Raw genomic sequence first — 21,708 nt, forward strand, 5'->3', positions numbered from 1 at the left:
CTTTTCTTCCAAAAACATAGCTGTCCGTTTGCCCTCATAATAATAATTGTCCACCGGGAAATGCAGTATTTCTCCTTTTTCGTTATAATACCAGTCTTGTGTTCCATGAGCAGTAAAAACAGGATGTTCAACTGTAAAAACTAAATTGCCACCAGCCTTCAGCATCCTATATATCTTTTTTATTAAATTCTCATAGTCTGCTACATAATGAAACGCAAGCGAACTTAGTATTTAAGCAATTGCTTAATCGAGACTTGAGTGTGCAAGAGCAACCCTAGTGTTCGGTGAATATCCAAGGTACGCTTGTAGAATCCTTCTTCAACAATCAGATAGATGTCAGACGCATGGCTTTCAAAAACCACTTTTTTAATAATTTGTGTGCTTAAATGGTAAGGAATATTCCCAACAATTTTATACCTCTGTTTGTTAGGGAATTGAAACTGTAGAATATCTTGGTGAATTAAAGTGACACGAGTATTCAGTTTTAATTTTTCTGACGATAAGTTGAATAGATGACTGTCTAATTCAATAGACGTTACCTGTTTACTTATTTTAGCCAGTTTCGTCGTTAAATGCCCTTTACCTGTTCCAATTTCGTAAACGGTATCGGTTTCTTTTAAATTCAATTGTTTTATTATTTGGTTGAGTACTTTTTCACTCGTTAAAAAGTTTTGAGAATATTTTATATTTTTGTTCATGTAATCTCTCCTGAAGTGATTACATCTATAAACAAATACAGAAGTTAAACGATTTGTTTGTAATTTTAGTTATCTGTTTAAAAAGTCATAAGATTAGTCACTGGTAGGAATTAATCTAACGTATTTATTTATCTGCGTAATCACTGTTTTTAGTCTGTTTCAAAACAGTAGATGTTTTATCTACATTACGCATTTTGAATACCAACATGACGAATCCCTCCTTCTTAATTACAAATTTTTAGCATCTAATTTAACTTCAATTCCTATTATACAAAATTTTAAGATATGGTGCAAGTCAGCACGAACACGAACCGTCTTATCTCCCATTATATCTTTTTTTGCACTGATTGGTGTATCATTTCGTTTTTCTTTTTGTGCGCCTAAATTTCCCACAATCACTCACTTCTTTCTATTTCTTCTTATTCTTATTTTATCATCAACAATCACAAATCACTTGTGATTTGTGATAAGTGATTTGTGATTAATATATCACATTCTTTTTTATTTTGAATGTCCGCAAAATCCGTCCTACATCAGACGGCCTCCAGGGAACGTCTAAATGGTGGACTGCTTTCATACGTGATTGGACGTTTAATCCTGTTCCCCCTTTTTCCGTAGAAGCCATGAGAATCCGTACTTCTCCGCTATTGACCTTTCTAGACAGTAAGTTTTTCTTTTCATCAGTATTGGCATCATGCACAAAGGCAATTTCTTCTTTTGGTATCCCTCGATCGACAAGCAAGTCCTTAAGTTCATTGTAGACATCAAAACCCTCTTCCTTACTTTTAGGGGTACCAATATCAGAGAAAATCATCTGTGTGGCTTTGTCTCCAGCTCCTTCACGGTAAATCCGCTCGACATTATCGACCACTTGAAGGATTTTCTGATTATCTGATAAATTATAAGCAGGGTCAATCAACCGCATATCAATGGCTAGTTTTCTGGCTTCACCTGTGATTTTAAGCATGTTATCTCTACTTGGATCAACACTACCTGACTTGATAGCGTCTGAACGCTCTACCAGTTCTTCTAAATAGTATTTCTGAGCTTGCGTTAACTCGCTTTCCACCGCAATAATCTTAGCTTCAGGTACAGGTAAATCAAGCATATCTGAAGTCTGAATATCAGCTGTTTCCTTGTAAATTCGCATGAGTTCAGGAAGGTTGACAAATTTCTTGAACCGTTTCTTAGGTTGGTATTTATCTCCTGTCGGGGCTAGTTCCATAGAGTTTTCGATATTCCCAAAAGCCCCAACCCAGGAGTCAAAATTGGATACCTGGTATCGTTCCAAGACATCGGGTTGAATGTAATTCATCATAGTGAAAAGTTCACTAATGGAGTTTGAGACTGGTGTTCCTGTCGCAAAAACAACATTTCTATCGCCATGCTCTGCCTGAACCTGTCTCACCTTCATTTCCATGTCTACGTTCTTTTTTGAAGTGGTATTGGTGATACCCGCGACATTCCCAAGTCCAGTGATTGGTCGGATATTCTTGAAGTGATGAGCCTCATCCACAAAAAGAAAATCAATGCCAAGGTTTTCAAATTCAATAAAGGTATCCCGCTCCAGTTTTTGGAGTTCTTCTAATTGGTGCTCTAGTCCCTTAATCGAACGCTCTGCTTCTTTCACCGTATAATCAGAGTCACTTCCTAGCTTGATTTCTCTGAGTTGTTCAAGTTTGTCATTGATATAGGTGACCTGTTTTTCACGACTCATCGGTATCTTCTCAAATTGTGAATCTCCAATGACAATGGCATCATAGTCCCCTGTGATAATACGTGATACAAACTGTTTGCGTTTAGCTTTGGCAAAATCTTTCTTGGTGGTCACATAGACTTTTTTGGTTGGGAAAAATTTCATGATTTCTTGACCAAACTGAGCAGTCAAACTAGAAGGAACCACATAGAGAGGTTTATGTACCATTCCGAGTTCTTTCAGTTTGAATCCTGCCCCAAGCATGGTAAGTGTTTTACCTGAACCAACTTCATGAGCTAGTAGGGCACGTTTTTCCTCGACAATCCGTTGAATGGCATTCTTTTGGTGAGGCCGTAATGAAATATTCTGAGCAAGTCCATCAATGGTTAAATGGCTACCGTCATAGGTCTTTGATACCGTACGATTGTAGAGCCTATTATAGGTGTCTTCAATCATCTGTTGGACTTCTGGATACCTTGCTACAAAACCTTGAAAGAGTTCTTGTAGGTGTGTTTCCTTGGCACGCAGGACTGTTGTTTTCTCCACATCCGTCACATTCTTTTTCTTATCCCCTTCAACAACTTGTTTTGTGATGGTTGGTTGATTGGAATTCAGGAGGTTTTCAAAGATTTTTCGACCACTATCATAGCGTGAAGCAGGGACACCTAAACTCCTATCCGTTACGTTGGAATAGGTGTAGGCAAACTTAGATTGGTAAGTGATAACCCCGTCAATGGGACTGACTTCAAGGACTGTTGCTACTTCTTGGTCTGACAATTCATAGGCTTTCCCCATAAAGGTTTCTTGGGCAAATTTTCCGTAAATAGACAAAGGAATCCAGCGTGAACCGATTCGATAATCAATGTCTGCTAAAGTAATACGTGCTGGTTTGACCGTCTCAAGTAACCCTGCATAATGCGACCAGTTAAAGTCCTGATTGTCTTGTTTGACAAATAGGTCCACCACTTCTAACTTGGTAACGACATCCCCTGACAGAAAGTCTTGGCGAGAAACATAGGTCAATTCTCCATTCAAATACTTCTCAGGATCAGGCATAATGAGGTCGCCTAATTCCTCAATCAAGGTCATCTTCGATTCAACCTGATAGATAGACATCATATAATCGAAATCAACACCACGTCCGTCAGCCAAGCTCGAATTTAAGGCATCAAGGGCAGTATGTACCTTTTTAACCTCTTTTTCAGGACGCACTAAAGCCTTCTCAAAAGCAAGGGATTTAGTATAGATAACAGACTTTCCACTTGGATCCAGACGTTCATCTTCCAAACTAGCAAGAAGCGAATACTTATCATCACTATCAAAAAGATTACGGTTCACTGCACTGTTCAAATACCCATAGTGTTTGACAAAGCTATTATAGGTACGATTGAGTTTGCCTAACAAGTGGTTAAAGGTCTTCTTATCATAGTCATAATGGCGTTGAATGGCAATGACCTCTTGGTAAGCATTTCGAATGTCCACCATTCCTTTGATTCGTGCCACTTCTTTATCAGACAATGGAGCTTCATAGAAAACTGTCTTTTTATAATATCCCTTAAACTGACCACGTTTTGCTGCATCATCGGTCACATAGACATCCAGAGCAGTGTTATCAGTCACTTCTAAGGCATTAAAGCGATCAATCTGCTTTTGAGAATGTTTGGTGTCCCATGCTTTGAAGTTACCCTCTTCATCGACATAGTAACTGATTTCTTCCGTCTTGGTTCCGACTCGAATGCCTTTGTTGTCTCGATAGTAAACTGTAGAACCCTGGTAACCAAAACTGTACTGACCTAGATTCTCCCTCATTTCTGCTGGAATGGAGGTATCAATGACTTGTTTGGTCAACACATTTGGATTAACGATGACCTCATTTCTATCAATCTCTCTTGGGGCCTTAACGTGATTTAGAGCAGTTTGGACACTTACAATCAAATCATCACTAGTCCCCTTAACAGAAAGTGTTCCGCCGTTAAAATTTCTGACCTCGTAGGTTCCTAGCACTTGGCTATTGTATTCCCCATCAAAATAAGGATTGAGCCAAATGCGACTATCCTTTTCATAACGAATGGAAACTGAAAAGGCTAAGTCGTCTGCCACATATTCCTTGTTCAGGTGTTTCTGGAAGAATAACATATCCGTTGTGACACTCGTTCCCGCAATGGCCTTAAAGGCAGAATCAGGCAGTCGAACCCCACCAAGAAATTCAGTTGTCTCACGAATATCTTGTAAAATGTTTTCTGTTCGCTTATCCATAGTTCCTGTGGAAGAGATAATCGCTACTTGTCCACCATCATGGACCAAACCAAGTGACTTTTTGACAAAGTAGTCATGAATCATGTAAGGCCTATCGTACCTGTTATCCGCAATTCGTATATTGGCAAAAGGCACATTTGAAATCACCAAATCAAAACTATTATCGTTAAAAGCCACCGTCTCAAAGCCCTTAATTTCAATGTGACTATTGGGATGAAGGTGTTTGGCAATAGCTCCTGTAATGGTATCTAATTCCACACCATATAACTCACTCTTTTCTCTTAAGTGTTTGGGCATTGCTGCAAAAAAATTCCCTGTTCCCATGGAAGGATCTAGGATTTTGCCACCTGTAAAGCCATCTCTTTCCAACTTATCCCACATCTGACGGATCAGGGCTGGGTCTGTGTAATAGGCTGTCAGAGAGGACTGTTTCATATCCGAATACTCTTTATCAGTGACTAGGCTTTTCAGTTCTTCTCGTTCCTTAGAAAATTTTGGATTATAGTCATCAAAAAATTCATTGGCTAGTCCACCCCAGCCTACATACTTGGCAAGGAGTTCTTGTTCACTTGGTAAAGCATTGCGGTACTCCACTTCCAAATTTTTTACCAACCGAATTGCCGCGATGTTTGTCTCAACCTTATCTCTAGCAGTCTTAGGATAAAAGTCCGTCAAATCTTCTGGAAAATAAAAGTCCGTTACTGGAATCTCTGGAATTGATTCCTCTACCTCCTCAACAGGACCCTGGTTGTTTAATTGGTCAATAACATCATTGTTAGGTTCCTCTACACCACTTGGTTCTAAGAGACCGACAGTCTGAATAGAGTGCTCAATAACTGATTCTTCTTCCAGAAATGAAAAAAGATTTAGTTCTCGGTCCGCTTCTTCTAACTCTGTTTGTGGTTCTGCCTTTGGCTGATGAAGTGCCTGACTGACTTCTTCCCAGGTCCTCACATAAAGAACTGGATTTTGTTCAATGATATCCGAAAAATCATTGACTAACTCAATCCGAATCAAACCATTCAATCGAGCATCGCTGACCGACATGACCTCAAAGTCCTGTCCCTTATAGGAAACCAATGACCCCAGAGGATAAGTGTCCAATACTCTCTGGACTAGTGGATTATTCGCAAATTCTTCATCAACCACTACTTTCGACTCAGCTTTCTCTAGCTTGCTCTTCCAATCTCTGAGGGTTAAATCTGGCTGATTACCTTTATCTTTTTCAAATTGCTCCGCATCTTCTCTGCTGAGTTCTTGGTGTAAAAAGGCATAAGCAACCTGTCGCAACTCTTCTAAAGATAGTTGACTGCCAAAGAAAAATTCAACCATTTCATGACTTAGTCCCATTTGGAGTAGTTCTGTCGCAAGGGCTAGTTGAGTTACCGAGGCTTTGGGATAACCACCTAATAAAGCAAGGTCCGCATTTTTTAAACGAAAACGACCTGCCGCATCCAATAAAATACCGACTTGGTCTGATTCAAACTGAGATAGCTCAATCCCTAGCTGAGTCAATTTTTCTTGATTTTCTATCCTAATAGCTCGTCCAATTTTTTCTAATTCCTTTTCTTCGACTCTAGTCAGCGTTCGTTTCAGCTCATAGGGACTACCATCAGCCTCTAGATAGGTAAGTAACTCCTCGCCCTCAAAGATTGGTGTCATTTCCATCTCAGTATCAAAATCACCTCGTCTAAAACTTGCGACTTTGGAACGTTCATTTCGAATTTGGTCAAAATATGTTAGAATCTCAAATTTACGTCGTAAAGATAACTCTTCATAAGCTGGCAGATGACTGGTTTTTCCTGTTTGAACATCTAGTTGAGACAAATCTACATCCAAACTAGCAATGATGAGAGAGCCATCTTCTCTAAATGATATTACTTGATTACTACTCACTTTGTGCTCATCAACAGTTTCTTCATTTTCTAGAACTGTTTCATCAACTCCTGTTTCAAGCTCAGGCTCGTAAGTCAATAGAAACTGCTCAATATCTCGGCTGATTCGATCCGCTAAATTATTAGCCACACGATAAACATTGACCAAATTAGCTCCCCTACTCTTTTGTAATAGAGAATCTGGTGAAATAGTTTGGTAGTGTCCATTTGAGTCTAATAGTTGAAAACGAGTGGCCAGATTGAACAAGGCCACTTCAATCACCAAGTCTTTTTCAGACGGCGATAGTTTGTCGAGTTTTTGGAGACCAGTTTGGCCGAAAACTTGTGTATAGGTCAATAGATCATGAGCAGTATCATAAGGACTAGCCTGGACAAAAGCTGAAACATCTGTCTCAAAGTGAAGTACCTGAACAGGTCTTTTGAATTCCTGCCTATTGGTCATAAACTGATAAACGAGACTATCCCACTCCTCATCAAAATGCTCTGCTTGGTAATATAAAAACGCTTCAAGCAAGGCTCTATCACGAGGAATGGTTGCTCTCATCATTTGTAGTAAGACTTCTTGATTCATTATTCCCTCCCATTTTAAAAAGGCTGAGAGTGTTTCTCAGCCCTTTGCGTTAATCTAGGACCAAGGCTCGTTGGTCTCTTTCTTGTGGAATACCTTCCATTACAGTTGCCACATAGTGTTGTAAGAAATGACTTTTCTGGTCTAGTAAATCTTTTTGCAAGGCAAGGTGAACCAAATCTCCAAAATAATCCTGACTGGAAATAGCCAAGTCCTGTTGAATCATGGCCTGTAAGGTTTCAAGGCTAAGTGGTGAATAATCGTCACTATCCAAAACCTCATACTGTTCCAAGGTGTCTGAGAGACTATTGGAGGACATTAAATCCATAATAAAACTAGAGCCTTCACCTGTTCGGTACAGCTTTTCCAGAATATCAGTCATATCAGCTTTTACTTCATCCTGATAACTATCAACTTTAACTCGTAGCTCATCACTAATCAAGGATAGGTCATCCTCATCCATATAATCTTGATAAACCTGATTGAGGATTGTTCTATCAGAAATACTTAATTCCAAAGAGAGAAAGGCTTTGATAAACTCTTGGTAATTAACCTTCTCCATTTCAGACAAAGCCTCTTTTATGGTGTCAAAGTTCCAAGCCATCACACAACTCCTTTTGTGGGACTAGTGGTGAATGTCCAGATTGTAGCTCTTCTAAATCAGCTTGACCATCACCATCTGTGTCAACAGACTGCGGATTGGTTCCCAAAGCTAGTTCCTGAGCATCTGTCAGACCATCCAGGTCTGAATCCTTTTCATAAATGCTTTTTGGATTCATCTACTTCTCCTCCTTTCTCTTCAGTCCATAAGCCGTACCAAGTAGAATACCAGCTCCAATTAAGCCCAAAAGGGATTCCTGTTCCCCTGTATTTGGCAAAATGCTTGCTGGAACAGGTGGTTCAAGAGACTCAATCGGTGGTTGAGGTGGAGTGGGTTGATTTGGACTTGGTTCTTCAGGTTGAGGTGTATGTGTTACAACTGTATTTGAACTGATGACATAGCCATTCACTGTATGGAGATAGGTATTCTCCACCTGACCAGCCGCAATCCGTTTCATTTGAAGGTAAACATCTGCCTGAAAGGCTGAATCATCAGAGATAGTCTCTAAGAAGGATTTATCAAATGAAATTGACACTAGGCCATTTTCTGTATCCACTTGTTGCAAGGTATATTTCGTGACTTCTGTTCCCTCTTTTAAAACAGAACCGTCTTTGAGGGTGACATCCGTCATCAGATAGCTGCGGTAAACACCATTGTACTCATCATGCTTTTCATCATAGTTATCTTCAAAACCATATTCAAATAAATCAGTCGCACGCTTGCTTGGAATCAATGCTCCAACCAAGCGATAGTTAAAGGTTTGATGCAAGGCCACTCCTTTCCCGTCAAGGCTCTCATCTTTATAAGACAAATCAATCACCACATCTTTTTGTGGATCTAGTTTGGGAACATTATTGACCACTGTTTCCGTGACATAGGCCAAGCCAAAATCAATCTGATAGGCTGTATTTTCATACTGACCACCGGTTTTGGTCAACTCATTTTTAACCGTCATCGAAAGCGTGACAACTAAGGTTTGACCAGTCTTCACATAGGTATCATAAAAGGCTTTTGGATCATCGCTACTAAGAACTTGAATGGCTCCTTTAGGTGTAAACTGACGTTTAGCCATAGCATCTTGGACGACTTTCGGAGCTTCTGACAAACTAGCGTAGGTGCTGACAGAGATACCAGATACACGATTGCCATCCTTATCCAAAACTTGAATGCCATCAGGATTTAGGGTAAGGGCTTCTTCTGGGTAATCGTCTACCATGTAAAATCCCTTGGCAAGAACATCATCCGTCACGACCATGTCCTTGTATTGACTGTAATCCAAGACAATTTTGTAATAATTAACTGTATTCGGAAGGACAGTCTTTCCATCAATTAAAATGCCTTCTTGATTGGTATTAGACTTATGTGGAGTTACTTTAGGGACAAAATTGGTCACCGTGTTGGTTTCATAGGCTTGCCCAAAGTCCACCTGATAAGCCACGTTTTCATAAGACTTCCCTGAATTAATCATGGTTTCCAAAACAGTCATCGGAGTGACAATGGTAATATTCTCCCCCTTGGTCACATAAGATTCAAAAAAGGCTTGTGGGTCTTCAGGCATGAAAACTTGGAAAGCTCCTTTAGGCTGAATTTTTTGTTTAGATAGGGCTGCTTGTAAGGTGTTAGGAGCTTCTGATAATTGAGCATAGGACTTCACCGTGATTCCTGAAACTGTTTTGCCATCAGATGTGATAAACTGAATAGCTGCTTCATCCGGCAATAAAGCTTCTTCTGGACAATCATCCACAAAGTAAAAACCTTGTGCAATCTGAGAGTTGTCTGCTTTAATCCCTCGGTATTGGTCCAAGTCCCATGAGAGAGTATAGTAATTTTGACTTCCCACTAGCATGGGCTTCCCATTGATATCCACTTTGTCTTTATTGAGGTTCTGTTTCTTGGGTTCTGGAGAAACAAGGGTGTTGGTCACTTCCTTGGTTTCATAGCCATTTCCAAAATCAACTTGATAAGACTTGTTGGTATAGGTCTTAGTTTGACCATAGAGACTATCTTTAACCGTCATTTTGGTCAGTAAAGCCAAAGATGTACCTGTTTTGACATACTGGTCATAAAAGGCTTGGTTGTCATCGGGCATAAAGACTTGAAAGGCACCTGTTGGTGTAATCTTAGCACGAGCCAATTTATCTTGAAGGTCTTTAGGAGCTTCATATAGGGAAGCATAGTTTTTAACCGTAATTCCTGATACCTTCTGACCGTCAAGGGTTGTAACAGCCGTGCCATTTTCCACCACATCGAGCACTTCCTCTGGGTAATCGTCCACAAAGAAGAAGCCTCGTGCAATTGTCTCTTTAGCAGAACGATCTCCCTTATACTGGTCCAAATCCCAAGTCAAACGATAGTGGTTGGTTGTACCAAGGGCTACGACCGTGTCATTAATGAGGACACCATCCGCATTTTCATTGTTTTTATCTGGTGTAATGAGCGTGGTTGTCTCCCCATCACCTGGTGTACGAACCGTTACAACATTTGAAGTGACTGTGTAAGCATTGGTTGTACCCTTGTTCAAAAGGAGTTTGTAACTATTGGAATAGGTTGCCCCATCATTTTGAACAGAACCATAGAGTTTTGGGGCGTTCAGTTGATAAACCTTGGTTAAATCTTTATTTACCTCCTGCAACAAGTTTTCCTTTGCGGTTAAGGTCACAAAATTCTTAGTCGCATCAAAGCTAAGGACATAGTTTCCATTCTCTTTTTGTGTTGTTTCCTTATCAAATAGGTAACCAGCAGGCAAGTAGTCCTCAAAAATGAGACTAGTCGTTTGGGCACGATTGGGCGATAAGGCATCAACTGTTAAGGGATAAATCACCGTTGAATCTTTTGCGACAGTTTTCTCATGAAGATTAGCTTGGTCACTATTGACTACTTCTTTCATAATCTCTGGAGTTGTCGTCAAACGGTACGCATGATAATGGACAGTCGGAACTTGTGGTGGCGTTGGAAGTTCTTTTGGAATAGGTTTAACAGGTAAGTTTACCTTGGTCAAAGTTAGACTAGGCTGCACTACTTCTTCCAAAGGCTTTGGCGTGAAGGTCACAGGCTTTTCAGGTGTAAAGGTTTTTGGAGTAAAGACATCTGGTGTTACCGTAATAGGTTCTGGAACGGGTTCAAGTTCCACCGCTACATGAGGTTTGGGACTATAAGGTGTCACTGTACGTGCAACTGGTAGGGTATTTAAGGCAAACCAGTAAGACAATCCAACATTCTGTGGCATATCGCCTTGGCCAAAGGTTACTGTGTAGGTATTGCCTGATGTAACTGTTGAGACAATTGCTCCTTTATAAGCATAACGACTTGATGTGGTATCCCATTCCTCAGGCAGATTCAAATCACTTGCACGGTTGAAACCCAAAGAACGGGCTAGACCTTCATTAGTCACTTGAACGGTTGAACCATTAATCGCCACAAATTTCCCAGAAGTATCTTTGACATATTCTAGACCAATGTCATTATGATTGAGGGAAGAATGCGTGAAGACTCCTGGTTTTTCTTTGGAGAAGGTAACCTGCGTTCCGTCTTCCAAGAAATACTTGGCAACTACACGAAATTCCATCTTGTCTGTTCGCCAATCACCATTTCCATCATTTCGATAGGCAATAAAACCTTCGGTTGGATCATTTGGCACAACCAATTTCACGGCATCGGTTCCAGCTGGTGATACAAGGTTGGTAATATCGTAAGTCACTCGACTAATCTTTTTACCATCAAATCGTGCATTTTGAAGATTTTGATAGTTAAAACTAAGGGTCTCACCTGTTTTGAAGCTATCATAGACAAAGAATCCTGTTGAATCCAATATTCTTGAGTAGCCACCCAGCATGGCATCGCCAGTTGAAATGATTTGATTAGGATTTCGGGTAATTGCTCCATGTTGTGCTTGGGGTTCACCGTTATTGAGATTGAGGGCTTGAGCAAGGGCTTCAGAAATATAACCTTCTTCACCTTTCGAAATCTCGGCCAAGTCACGTTGATAGCGTTCCATTTCTTTGGTATTGTAGGCATCAATCACTTCATTTTCTTTTCTGGCTGCGGCTTCTTTTTCTTGATTACGTTTTGTGATAGCTTCAATCTCGGCTGCACGATCTGAAACTAATTGTTGTTTCTCCTGATTAGCTTGATCTACTGCGGCTTGACCTGCACGGTTTTCAGCATCAACAGCTGCTTGACCTGCCTGATTACGCCTTTCAATGGCTTCATTATCTGCCTTTGCCTTAGCAAGTCCAGCTTCATTTTCTTTTTGAATGGCCTGATTTTTCGCAACAATATCATCTGCCTTGGTTTTCTTTGTTAGATAATCCGCTACAGCTTGTTCGTTAGTTGATTGAATAGTTTCAACAGCCTTGCCATAGTTTGTATAGTCCAGTACAGATGTTCCGTTTCCTGATGAGACTACTTGTTCTTTTACTGTCACATCAGCATCTGCATACCGAGTTTTTAGGTCTTTGACTTTGGTATCAACCCAAGTATTTGTCTCTTTACCAGTTTGGTTGGCCCCTTCGTAGGCCTGTGACAGCTCCTTATTTTCCTGTTCGATGCGAGCTTTTTCATCCACATAAGCTGCTTTGTCAGCTTTGTAGGTTTCAGTAACTTCGTTGATAGCCTCAACTTGATTTTGGGCATCTGCTTCTGCTTTTGAAATTTGTTGGTTAGTTTCTGCCGCAGAAGTTGTATTTCCTAAATCCATTTGGCTATCTTCAACCGTAGAAACACCTTCAGCCTTTGCCTCTTCAACTGCTTGTGTTACCGTATCATGTGGTACGGTAACAGCAATCGCTCCATTAGATTGTCCAGTTAACGCTAAAATTTCAGTTTGTTCAGATACAGGTTTTGGCTGTGCTTCTGGTAAATTTGTGGCTGGATTCTCCGTTCGTTGGATGTTGGTGTCAACTGATGATGTGACTTCATCAGCATGTGCAACCGTTCCTCCCCAAGCAACAACAGCCGTCACCATGGTTCCAAGGGCAACGGAACATAGAGTGCGATATTTTTTACTCTTGCGAAAGACGTGTTTCTCGCCTTTTTCCTGATTGACAAGAAAGTGATGATTACATGTTTTGGTCATAAATAGTCCTTCTTTTCTTTTTTATGTAGCAACAAATTGTCACTCTTTCCTCATCATAAAAAAGAAGGCTTGATTTTGTTATCACAATAAAATGAGGGAAAAGAAAATGTTGCTTTTATACCACAAATATTGTAAAATTGTAGTGTAAAAGCAACAAGTGGGAGGCCGTATGTCAAAAAAAGAGATTCTACTCGATTTTATAGAAAAGAACAATGGAATTGTCACAAACAAAGATTGTAAAGCACTAGGTATTCCAACAATATATCTGACAAGACTAGAGAAAGAAGGCATTATCTTCCGAGTTGAAAAAGGTATTTTCCTAACCCAAAACGGAGACTATGATGAATACTACTTCTTTCAATATCGTTTTCCTAAGGCTATTTTCTCTTATATTTCGGCACTGTATCTACAACAGTTTACAGATGAAATTCCACAATATTTTGATGTGACAGTTCCTAGAGGCTACCGCTTTAATACTCCTCCAGCTAATCTAAATATTCACTTTGTCTCTAAAGAATACAGCGAGCTGGGAATGACTACTGTACCTACTCCTATGGGAAACAACGTAAGGGTATATGATTTTGAACGTATTATTTGTGATTTTGTAATACATCGAGAAAAGATTGATTCCGAACTCTTTGTCAAGACACTTCAATCTTATGGGGACTATCCTAAAAAAAATCTAGCAAAACTCTATGAATATGCGACAAAAATGAATACTTTAGAAAAAGTTAAACAAACTCTGGAGGTTCTAATATGAACAAAGCTAAATTAACAGCACTCTGTCATAAAATATCAAAGAATACTGGTTTAACCTTTAATTCCGTGATGACCTATTACTTTCTTGAAGTGATTTTGAAAAAATTAAGTCAGAGTACCTACTCAAATCACTATATCTTCAAAGGGGGGTTTCTGTTGTCAAATGTTATCGGAGTTGAATCTCGTAGCACGGTTGATATTGATTTTTTGTTCCATCAAATGACACTCTCAGAAGATACTGTGAAGCAGCAACTCAAGGAAATTTTAGCAGATTCCGAAGAAGGTATATCTTTTGTGATTCAATCAATCACAGCTATTAAAGAAAGTGATGACTATGGTGGCTATCGAGCAACAATTTCGTGCCAACTTGAGAATATTAAACAAGTTATCCATTTGGATATTGCGACAGGTGATGTTGTAACTCCTCAGCCGATTACATACGACTATAAAGCTATTTTTGATGAAGACAATTTTCCAATCATTGCTTATACAATTGAAACAATTCTAGCTGAAAAACTTCAAACCATCTATTCACGTAATTTCTTGAACAGTAGAAGCAAAGATTTTTACGATGTATATATTCTTTCAAAACTGAAGAAAGAAGACATTGACTTCATCCAGTTGAGAAATGCCTGTCAGAGAACATTTTCATATCGCGAAACAGAACTCGATTTTGTAAAGATTATTGAACTACTCGAGAGGTTCAAATCTGACCCTATTCAGAATAAACAATGGCAAAATTATTCAAAAAAATATAGCTATACAAAAGGGATTTCACTTGCAGATGTTCTTGATGAGATGATTCGTCTCATAACAGTTCTCATTTCTATAAATTCTGATTAATCGTGACAAAAAAACACAAAAGAATATGCTAACATCTTTTTGTTTTGTTAGCATATCCTTTTTTATTTCGTCGTATAAGCAAAACTCAAGCTACTATCCACTCCAGATAATTTACGGAAGGTGTAGTTGGGATTACCATTATAGTTGGTTTCTGAAATAAGGAATGAGCCATCTGGGTAGACTTTCTCCACAAAAGCCACATGTCCGTATTCTGTTGGTGTACCATGTCCTCCTCCCGCAAATGAGAGTATAGCTCCAGCTTGTGGACTTGTCCCTGTCTCTCCACCGAGACTTGCGGCTGTTCGTACCCAATCTTGGCCATTGCCCATGGTACTGATAATTGGAATCTTCTCACCGTTTTTACCTTTGAGTTTTAGCCCCAGTTGGTTGATACGGGCTGCAACTCCCCAAGTACATTGGCCGTAAGCATATCCCATACCGTCACCACCTCCTGGAATAGAGTTTTCAAAAAGGTCTCCTCGTACAGCTTCAAGTGCTTTTGGATCACTTTGTGCTGTCCCACCGTTGGGTTGACTAAAGTCTTTTTCAATTTGGTAATACCACTCACTTGCTCGTGTCTGACGTTCAAGTAGCTTATCACCACTATTTCCTTCCCAGTAAATGAGAAAGAGTTGGGCAAGACTAGCTGGACTACCTGTATTTTTGAAGAAGTCCTTTAACCAATTGGTGTAATAAGGACTATCCCCATGCAACATGAAATCCAGTTGTAAGCCTAAGTCATACCACTTTTGATGTTTTCCTTTGGCATATTCGAGCAATAAGGTATGTCTGCGTGACCCATCCGCGGTATCTGTCCATTGGCCTAAGCCTAAACCACGTTTGAGAATATTTGGGTAACGTCCATTGTATATAGTTGGACCATTGAGTGAGAGCCAGCCCTCATCATCCCACGAACCGTCTGTCGCACCAATAGGGGGAGATAGATAGTCGCCCTCCGCACGCTTGGGATTAATAGAGGATTCTACCGACCAATTTCCTAGAATGGCTGCGATAGCTTGATTGGTCGCACCTTTGCTTTTAAGATAGTCATAAATTGCCTTGGCTCTCTCAAACTCATCGCCGCCAAACTGACCGATAGTTGGAAGAATGGTGGTCTGAACCTGAATCACTTTTGGAAAGTAGAAAGCTGGATTGACATAGACCAACTTATCCGTGTCATCATCAACTTTTTGATAGGTGACTTTTAGACCCGTTCCATCCTTGGTCTGACCAATAATGTCTCCTGCCAAGACTTGTTGATTTTCACTCACTCGGCCTGAATGAATGCCAAACAAGGTTAGTTTAGTCTTATTCACTCCCTTACCAGATGTCAAAACAACGTTCTCTCCATCAAGAGATACCTTGCCATCCATCGGAGCTACAATGACTTGACCTTCTTTCGCTTCTAAGATGATATGATGATGAAGCGTTGGTTTCTCATCAATGACCTCATACCCATATCGGTAGGTCATGCTTAAGCTATCCTCGTCAGTCTGTCCCTGAAAGGGATTGTCCAATTCTTGAAGGGCTAGATAGTTGCCTTCTTCGGTCAATTCCTTTAGTTCTTCTTGATCCTCATCAGACAGCTTGTAAGCAGGTTCTTTATATAAGTCAGACATGGATTTAATAGAATCTCCACCATTTAAGTCTGTCCACACTTGACTGAGAAACGCTTTGTAGGTCACACCACCTGCTTCCATGAAATCGTCAATCTTATAGTCTTGGTATTGATGATTCATATAAACCATAATCTCATCAATCTTGGTGTAATAGGTAATTCCCTTTTCGTTGGATCTAGTATGCTCCGCATCTTCCAACGTCATGTGGGTATAACTCTTACTCAATTCTATTTCATCTTGTTGAATGACACTGCTACCTGAAACACTCATGAAAAAGCTCATCATCAAAAGGAATATCAAGAGAATGCCTGAGACAATCCAAGTCAAAGGATTTCCCGCAAGGACAGAAAAGAAAGTCATACTTCCCTTAATGGCTTGGACGATTCCTTTGAAACCTGCGACACTTTGTTTTCTGGCATGCTTTAAAAAGGTTTGGTAGCGTCTTCTTGGTTTAAGAGGTTTCTGGCGTGTGAATCCTTTTCCCTTTTTGAAGTTCTGGAATCGTTCCTTTCCATGAGAAAATTTTGTTTTGGTAAACCTCACACCTGTCTGTCCACTTTTTACTACCACCTTACCTGCTTGAAAGGTAAACCTGCCATAGCGTCTGGCTTTCAAACTAATATCCTTCATGGATCTTAGACCATCTAAATCATCCTCCTGTGCTATCAGGTCAAGGGATTCAGATGCAACTAAGCCTAATCCAACTTTGACTTTGGTAGAGTTTTTCTTAGTCTTTTGGACTTTCTTGAGTTGTTTAACCTCACGCTTGGCAGAACTTACGTCTTTTTCTGCACTTAGTCGATCAAATGATTTTTCTTGGTGAAACTGAAAGCGAGACTTCGGGGAAGGATTTTCTTTTTGGAAAGTAAACTTGGGATTAACTGCCTTTTGCTTCTCACTTAGTTTCACTTCTGACAAATGTTTTCTTGCAGTCCGCAAACGCTCTTGAGCTTGAGGAAGTCGATAGTTCTTGATTTCCTTTACCTTCAACAGTCTAGGAGAAACATAGGTAATTTCCTTTAGGAACTTCTCTTCTGCTTCCTTTTGGCTACTGAGTAGATTTCCTTTTATCTCTGTTTTCTTTTCCTGAAAAAGAGAATTTTGGGCTGGTTTTCGAAATCGTCCTTTTTTAGGAACAGTCTGTTTTAAGGCTCTAACTTCTTTCCGATAATGCATACGGGCTGATTTTAAGTTGCTTCGAAAGTTTTGCCTAGCATGTTTGACTAGCTTTTTATCCTCTTTCATCTCATGTCCTCATTTTTTCAGGGTCCGTACTCATGATGTCAAAGAGCTTGGTGTGTTGTGGAATCTTATTTTTAAATGGAACAACGGTTGAACCGGCCTTGATTAGCCCAGCACCTTTTTCAGGATTGACCAAGTATTTCTCCAGTTCCTTGGAAAGTCCAAGCATATGTACCAATTCTTCGCGATCGCTCTTAGCCTGTTTTAAAAGAATCATAAACTCGCTATTGGCAATAATGCGTCTACCATTGGCATCCAATAGAAGAGTCTCTACATTTTGAGTAATACCTGTCGGTATCGCCCCATACTTACGGACACGACTCCAGAGTTTAAAGAAAAAATCAGAGGCATACTTGTCCAATAAGAGAAGCTGCATTTCATCAAAGTAAATCCAGGTCTTCTTTCCTAGCTTTTGGTTTTTTACCACCCGATTCCAAATCTGGTCAAAGATAACCATGAGGGCAATCTGTTTTAATTCATCGCCTAACTTTTTGACATTGTAAATCAGGAAATGACTGTCTGTTTTGATATTGGTCCTATGTGAAAATATGTCCAGCGACCCTTCCACATAGAGTTCCATATCAAGTGCCAAGTCCTTAGCTTCCTGTTCAGGTTGTTGAGATAAGACAAAGACCCATTCGACCAGGGACGGTGTATCAAAATGCTTATAGGTGAGTCGTGTCACACGGTCAATCAAGGACTTTTCACGGCCATCCATTTTGCGGTCCAAGAGCTTTCCAATCCAAGACAAGAGAAATTCGGACTTGACCTTAACTGGATCCTCATCCATATTCTCATCTGATAGATCTAAGACATTTAAGAAGGTGGTAGAATCTGGGGCAATATCAATACTCTCCCCACCAAAGGCTTGACCGATAATGCTGTACTCATTTTCTGGGTCAACAATAATAATTTCAGTATCGCAATCTGCTTCCTTGAGCTTAGTAGAGATGATTTCATGTTTTGTCGCCATCCCTTTGCCAGCTCCAGAGGTCCCTAAAATCAAACCTGACGGAGTATTTAACTTGCCACGGTCAATACTGATGATATTACTTGAGATTTGATTGATGCCATAAAATTTCCCACCCTTGTCCTGAATATCTACGGAAGTCCAAGGTGCATTCACGGCAATATTTGAAGTCAATAGAGACCGAGAAACACCTTCGAGATAGTTCTTCCCAAATGGCAAGAGACTATTAAAAGCAACTTCTTGCATGTAGGTCAAGTTATCGATAATCATATCATTAGACCCTGCAACTTGCTTGATAATATCAAGAGATTGTTTGAGTTGGTCCTCAGTATCCGCCAGCACGCCAATTAGAAATACGGTGTCAAACAGTTTATCTCCTGTTTGGGTCATGGTTTGAAGAAGAGCTTCAGCTTCATCGATGTTGTTCTCAAGAACATGGCCGACCTTCTCCAAATAGATGCCTGTCCGAGCCATCTTTTGTTGTTCCCCAATCTTTTGCGATTCCATCAAGGTTTTCTTGGTTCGCAGCTTGGTCATGGTTTCAGACTTGGTAGAGCCTTTGGCATGTAGGCTAATCATCACTTCCAAATCTGACTGCATCAAGTCTCGAATAAATTTATCCCCTAACTCCATGCCATAGTCACGAACATAAACAATCTGTAATAATCGATCGTCCAATTCAATATGATTCTTGTGTTTAAAGGAAAGGTAGGTTGGGGCAATAAAGTGTTTGGTGGATTGACCTGAGAGAGTCAAATCCTTGTAAGAAAACGGTAAATGATTTTCACCTCGTAACATATCCGCAAGGACATTCACTCGCTCCTCTCCACCGAGCAAACCAAGAGATACATCAATCTCTGAAAAGCCACTCTTGAAATATTCTCCAATTTGTGACAGAGAACGAAAAGCTAGTTTTGGTGTTTGGTCGCTCTTGCCAAATGAAAGAAACTTGACGGCTGAAAAGTTGTTCTCACCCGCCTCTAAGTTGGCATCCATCATGCGATTCAATTCATCACGATAAGCATCAAACCCATCTTCCTGTAAGGGATAGAGAATACTCTTACGGAATTTTTCCAAATTGACCTTTTGATTGAAAATGGTCAGTTGGAAATTGGTCTGATCATCCAGTGAATTGATTAAATCGGAATATTTCTCAACAATAGCTCCTTTATCATCTAAGCCAACTGTTTGATAATTGACATCTCCTAAGAGATAGGTTTGTGAGAAATAACTTGGACTGACCTGCATAAGGCCATTCTGAAAAAGCCCTTGATAGGCTAACGTATTTACGGTTGATGGTCTGATCTCCTGCTTCTGTGTTTTCGTCTTTTGCATTTTGTCATTAGAAGAGGTCTTTGATTTCATTGAGTGCTTTAATTTTTTCACGTTGGTCTCCTTTTCTTCCAGTAAATGTGCGGTCTGGCACCGTTAGTTCATAATGAAAACGGTACTTGAGATAGGTTTCAAATGGTAAGTCATTGGGGCGATAGACACCAAATAACATGAGTGGAATGGTAAAGATAACAACAAAACCATAGACAAACCAATCCCCAAATTGCCAGTAAAATAGGTTCAATCCCAATACCAAAATGGTTAGGGCGATGGCTGGAAATACAAAAATAACCTGTCTAGTTGTAAATCCCAGCCATGCCCTGTGTTGAACCTTTGAAATGTCCTTAAAGACACGTGTGTTCATAAATGTTCTCCAATCTAAATAAGCTATAAAAAGAGGAGGCGGGCAATTTACTCCCATCCTCCTACATCCCCAAAATACTTCGGGCGGTCCGTTGACTGCCAACCAAGGCAATGATTAACAATATGGCCTGTACCAAGCCACCAAACATAATGGCGAGTGATTCCATCACTCCAGCTCCATTTGATACGGCAATCTTTCCAGCCGATTCAAACAAGGGAACAAGAGATACAATTAGAAAAATCAAAATACCTTGAACGGCATAGACCATGATGTTTTTAAGGTAACCAATCCCAACACTTCTCCAGTCATCACTAAGGAAGGTCGGAATGGTAACAGGAGCAAAAGGAATCATCAGATAGAGTTGGATAAAGCGAATGGTAATCAAGATATTGACAACCATGATGCTGGCCATTCGTACCAACCAAATGAGAATCGCAAAAAAGCCAATAATCATTTTTCCTACAATTCCAGATCCCTTAATGCCTGAGATGGTATCATAATTAGCACCACCATTCGTGACAAGACTTGCCACTTGTTCAATAACATAAGAGGCAATGGCAATAATGGCTTCCACAATAACCGTCGTATTGGTAATCACGATCGCGACCATGATGTAGCTGACAATCATAGGTGCTATGGCTTCAAAGGTCATTGCACCACCTGAGTTTGCGATTTTCTTGGCCATTTTTGAAAATTCGAGTACAAGAACTACCGCAAGAATAGCTACTCCCAAGGGCTGCATAATCCCCTTGGTAATGGCTGTCATGTAAGACCACACCGTCGGATTAAAGTCCGCTAGTGACTTAACCAAGTTGGCGGTTGATTCTAAATCCACTTGAAACCCTTCAAAAAGGCTGTCGCTAGATACTTTTTCAGAGGCTAGAAATACAAAAGGTGACGTAAAATTCATTATCATGTCATGTGCTGTCCTCCCCTAAATGGTAATCTGAGTCACAAAAGCACCAGCGGCTCCCACCATGACCCCACCAACAATTTCTAGAATGGCATTTCGGACACCTGGCCCACCATCTTTAATGTTTGTTGAAAGGTTGATGATGCCCATGACTACAAGAAAGGCTCCTACTGCAATCAAACCTTTTTGTAATAGAGACATAGCCTGGGAGAACATGGAGCTGGCGTCCACTCCATAAACAAAGCCTGTTAGTTTTTGATTCATATAATTCCTCATTTCTATTAATGTAGTGTCGTTTCTGTGCTTAAATCCCTAATTCTATGACCTGACAAATCTACTTCATCCTCAGCGATTAGGTGATCGATGTGATAGTGCCACCAGCGTTCATCAGATTCCTTATCCGCAAGCCATTTCCAATTCTTATGTTTGAGTGGAAAATATTTCTTGGTTCGAAAAACAGGAACCCCTGCAATGCGTACGAGGCACTCATCTCGTTTCATATTTCCGACTTCATCAGCCGTCATCAAGTCACGGGCAATTTTCTGGTGAGAGGTAGAACTTGAACCCGTCTGCCCAAAAGAACGACTGGTACTTCTGATATCAATGGTTTGTTTGCCTAGAAGACCACTCATAAATTTGAAAGTTTCCTCGTCATTCCCACCCAAATAGAGGAGACTGTCACAGTTCCCCAGAATAGTTTTCCAAGCCTCTTTTTCCTTATAAAGTCCTTGAAGTTGAGCGATATTTTGGAGAATAGGCACAAGACTCATATTGGTTCTGTTGCAAAGTTTTAAATAAAGAATAAAATCCCTTACGGTATCTATGATTTAAGCTGGGATTCCCAATAATACCTTGATTTCAGTACAGACCGAAAACCC

General features: G+C 40.1%; 13 protein-coding genes and 3 pseudogenes. 2 read left to right on the forward strand and 14 right to left on the reverse strand.

The features are described 5' to 3' along the window. From NOL38_RS09335 to NOL38_RS09370, 8 genes and pseudogenes are all read right to left on the reverse strand, one after another. A pseudogene (locus tag NOL38_RS09335) lies at positions 1-231 on the reverse strand (methyltransferase domain-containing protein); the annotation flags it as partial. Further along, positions 231-698 (reverse strand): annotated as a pseudogene (locus NOL38_RS09340) (rRNA adenine N-6-methyltransferase family protein); the annotation flags it as partial. The pseudogenes NOL38_RS09340 and NOL38_RS09335, both read right to left, overlap by 1 nt. A gap of 124 nt (positions 699-822) precedes the next feature. Then, complete coding sequence (locus NOL38_RS09345; RefSeq protein ID WP_013641314.1) at positions 823-906, reverse strand: 23S rRNA methyltransferase attenuation leader peptide; 84 nt, start codon at positions 904-906, stop codon at positions 823-825. A gap of 68 nt (positions 907-974) precedes the next feature. After that, positions 975-1,097 (reverse strand): annotated as a pseudogene (locus tag NOL38_RS09350) (peptide-binding protein); the annotation flags it as partial. 82 nt (positions 1,098-1,179) lie between these two features. Continuing rightward, positions 1,180-7,116, reverse strand: a complete 5,937-nt coding sequence (locus NOL38_RS09355; protein ID WP_277942001.1) for a helicase-like domain-containing protein — start codon at positions 7,114-7,116, stop codon at positions 1,180-1,182. Positions 7,117-7,165: 49 nt separating this feature from the next. After that, entirely contained in the window at positions 7,166-7,717 is a 552-nt protein-coding gene (locus NOL38_RS09360) for a hypothetical protein (RefSeq protein ID WP_029173154.1), read from the reverse strand. Then, a complete protein-coding gene (locus NOL38_RS09365; RefSeq protein WP_029173155.1) occupies positions 7,701-7,892 on the reverse strand; it encodes a thrombospondin type 3 repeat-containing protein in 192 nt (63 codons plus the stop codon). Before NOL38_RS09365 ends, NOL38_RS09360 begins: the two co-directional genes overlap by 17 nt. Continuing rightward, positions 7,893-12,788 carry an SspB-related isopeptide-forming adhesin gene (locus NOL38_RS09370; RefSeq protein ID WP_277942002.1) on the reverse strand — a complete coding sequence of 1,632 codons (4,896 nt, stop codon included), beginning with the start codon at positions 12,786-12,788 and terminating at the stop codon, positions 7,893-7,895. A gap of 169 nt (positions 12,789-12,957) precedes the next feature. On the opposite strand from NOL38_RS09370, the gene NOL38_RS09375 reads away from it, so the two are divergent. Together NOL38_RS09375 and NOL38_RS09380 are read left to right on the forward strand one after the other, a co-directional pair. After that, positions 12,958-13,548, forward strand: coding sequence for a type IV toxin-antitoxin system AbiEi family antitoxin domain-containing protein (locus NOL38_RS09375; RefSeq protein ID WP_024399212.1), 591 nt, complete (start codon positions 12,958-12,960; stop codon positions 13,546-13,548). Next, on the forward strand, positions 13,545-14,390 hold the full coding sequence (locus NOL38_RS09380) for a nucleotidyl transferase AbiEii/AbiGii toxin family protein (protein WP_248029786.1): 846 nt from the start codon (positions 13,545-13,547) through the stop codon (positions 14,388-14,390). Before NOL38_RS09375 ends, NOL38_RS09380 begins: the two co-directional genes overlap by 4 nt. A 62-nt stretch (positions 14,391-14,452) precedes the next feature. Here the strand turns inward: NOL38_RS09380 and NOL38_RS09385 are convergent, their stop codons facing one another. From NOL38_RS09385 to NOL38_RS09410, 6 genes are all read right to left on the reverse strand, one after another. Further along, complete coding sequence (locus tag NOL38_RS09385) at positions 14,453-17,254, reverse strand: phage tail tip lysozyme (protein ID WP_277942003.1); 2,802 nt, start codon at positions 17,252-17,254, stop codon at positions 14,453-14,455. 1 nt (position 17,255) lies between these two features. Further along, entirely contained in the window at positions 17,256-19,607 is a 2,352-nt protein-coding gene (locus NOL38_RS09390; RefSeq protein WP_277942004.1) for a VirB4-like conjugal transfer ATPase, CD1110 family, read from the reverse strand. Continuing rightward, complete coding sequence (locus NOL38_RS09395; protein ID WP_032511258.1) at positions 19,564-19,917, reverse strand: PrgI family protein; 354 nt, start codon at positions 19,915-19,917, stop codon at positions 19,564-19,566. Before NOL38_RS09395 ends, NOL38_RS09390 begins: the two co-directional genes overlap by 44 nt. A gap of 61 nt (positions 19,918-19,978) precedes the next feature. Beyond that, positions 19,979-20,833 carry a VirB6/TrbL-like conjugal transfer protein, CD1112 family gene (locus NOL38_RS09400; protein ID WP_248029977.1) on the reverse strand — a complete coding sequence of 285 codons (855 nt, stop codon included), beginning with the start codon at positions 20,831-20,833 and terminating at the stop codon, positions 19,979-19,981. An 18-nt stretch (positions 20,834-20,851) separates the two neighbouring features. Beyond that, a complete protein-coding gene (locus NOL38_RS09405; protein ID WP_001072182.1) occupies positions 20,852-21,094 on the reverse strand; it encodes a hypothetical protein in 243 nt (80 codons plus the stop codon). 17 nt (positions 21,095-21,111) lie between these two features. Beyond that, the gene (locus NOL38_RS09410; RefSeq protein ID WP_277942005.1) at positions 21,112-21,657 is read right to left on the reverse strand and encodes a type IV secretory system conjugative DNA transfer family protein; all 546 of its coding nucleotides are present in this window, start codon (positions 21,655-21,657) and stop codon (positions 21,112-21,114) included. Between the last annotated feature and the right edge of the window lie 51 nt (positions 21,658-21,708).

Source organism: Streptococcus suis, from assembly GCF_029616525.1.
Lineage (GTDB): Bacteria > Bacillota > Bacilli > Lactobacillales > Streptococcaceae > Streptococcus > Streptococcus suis_AF.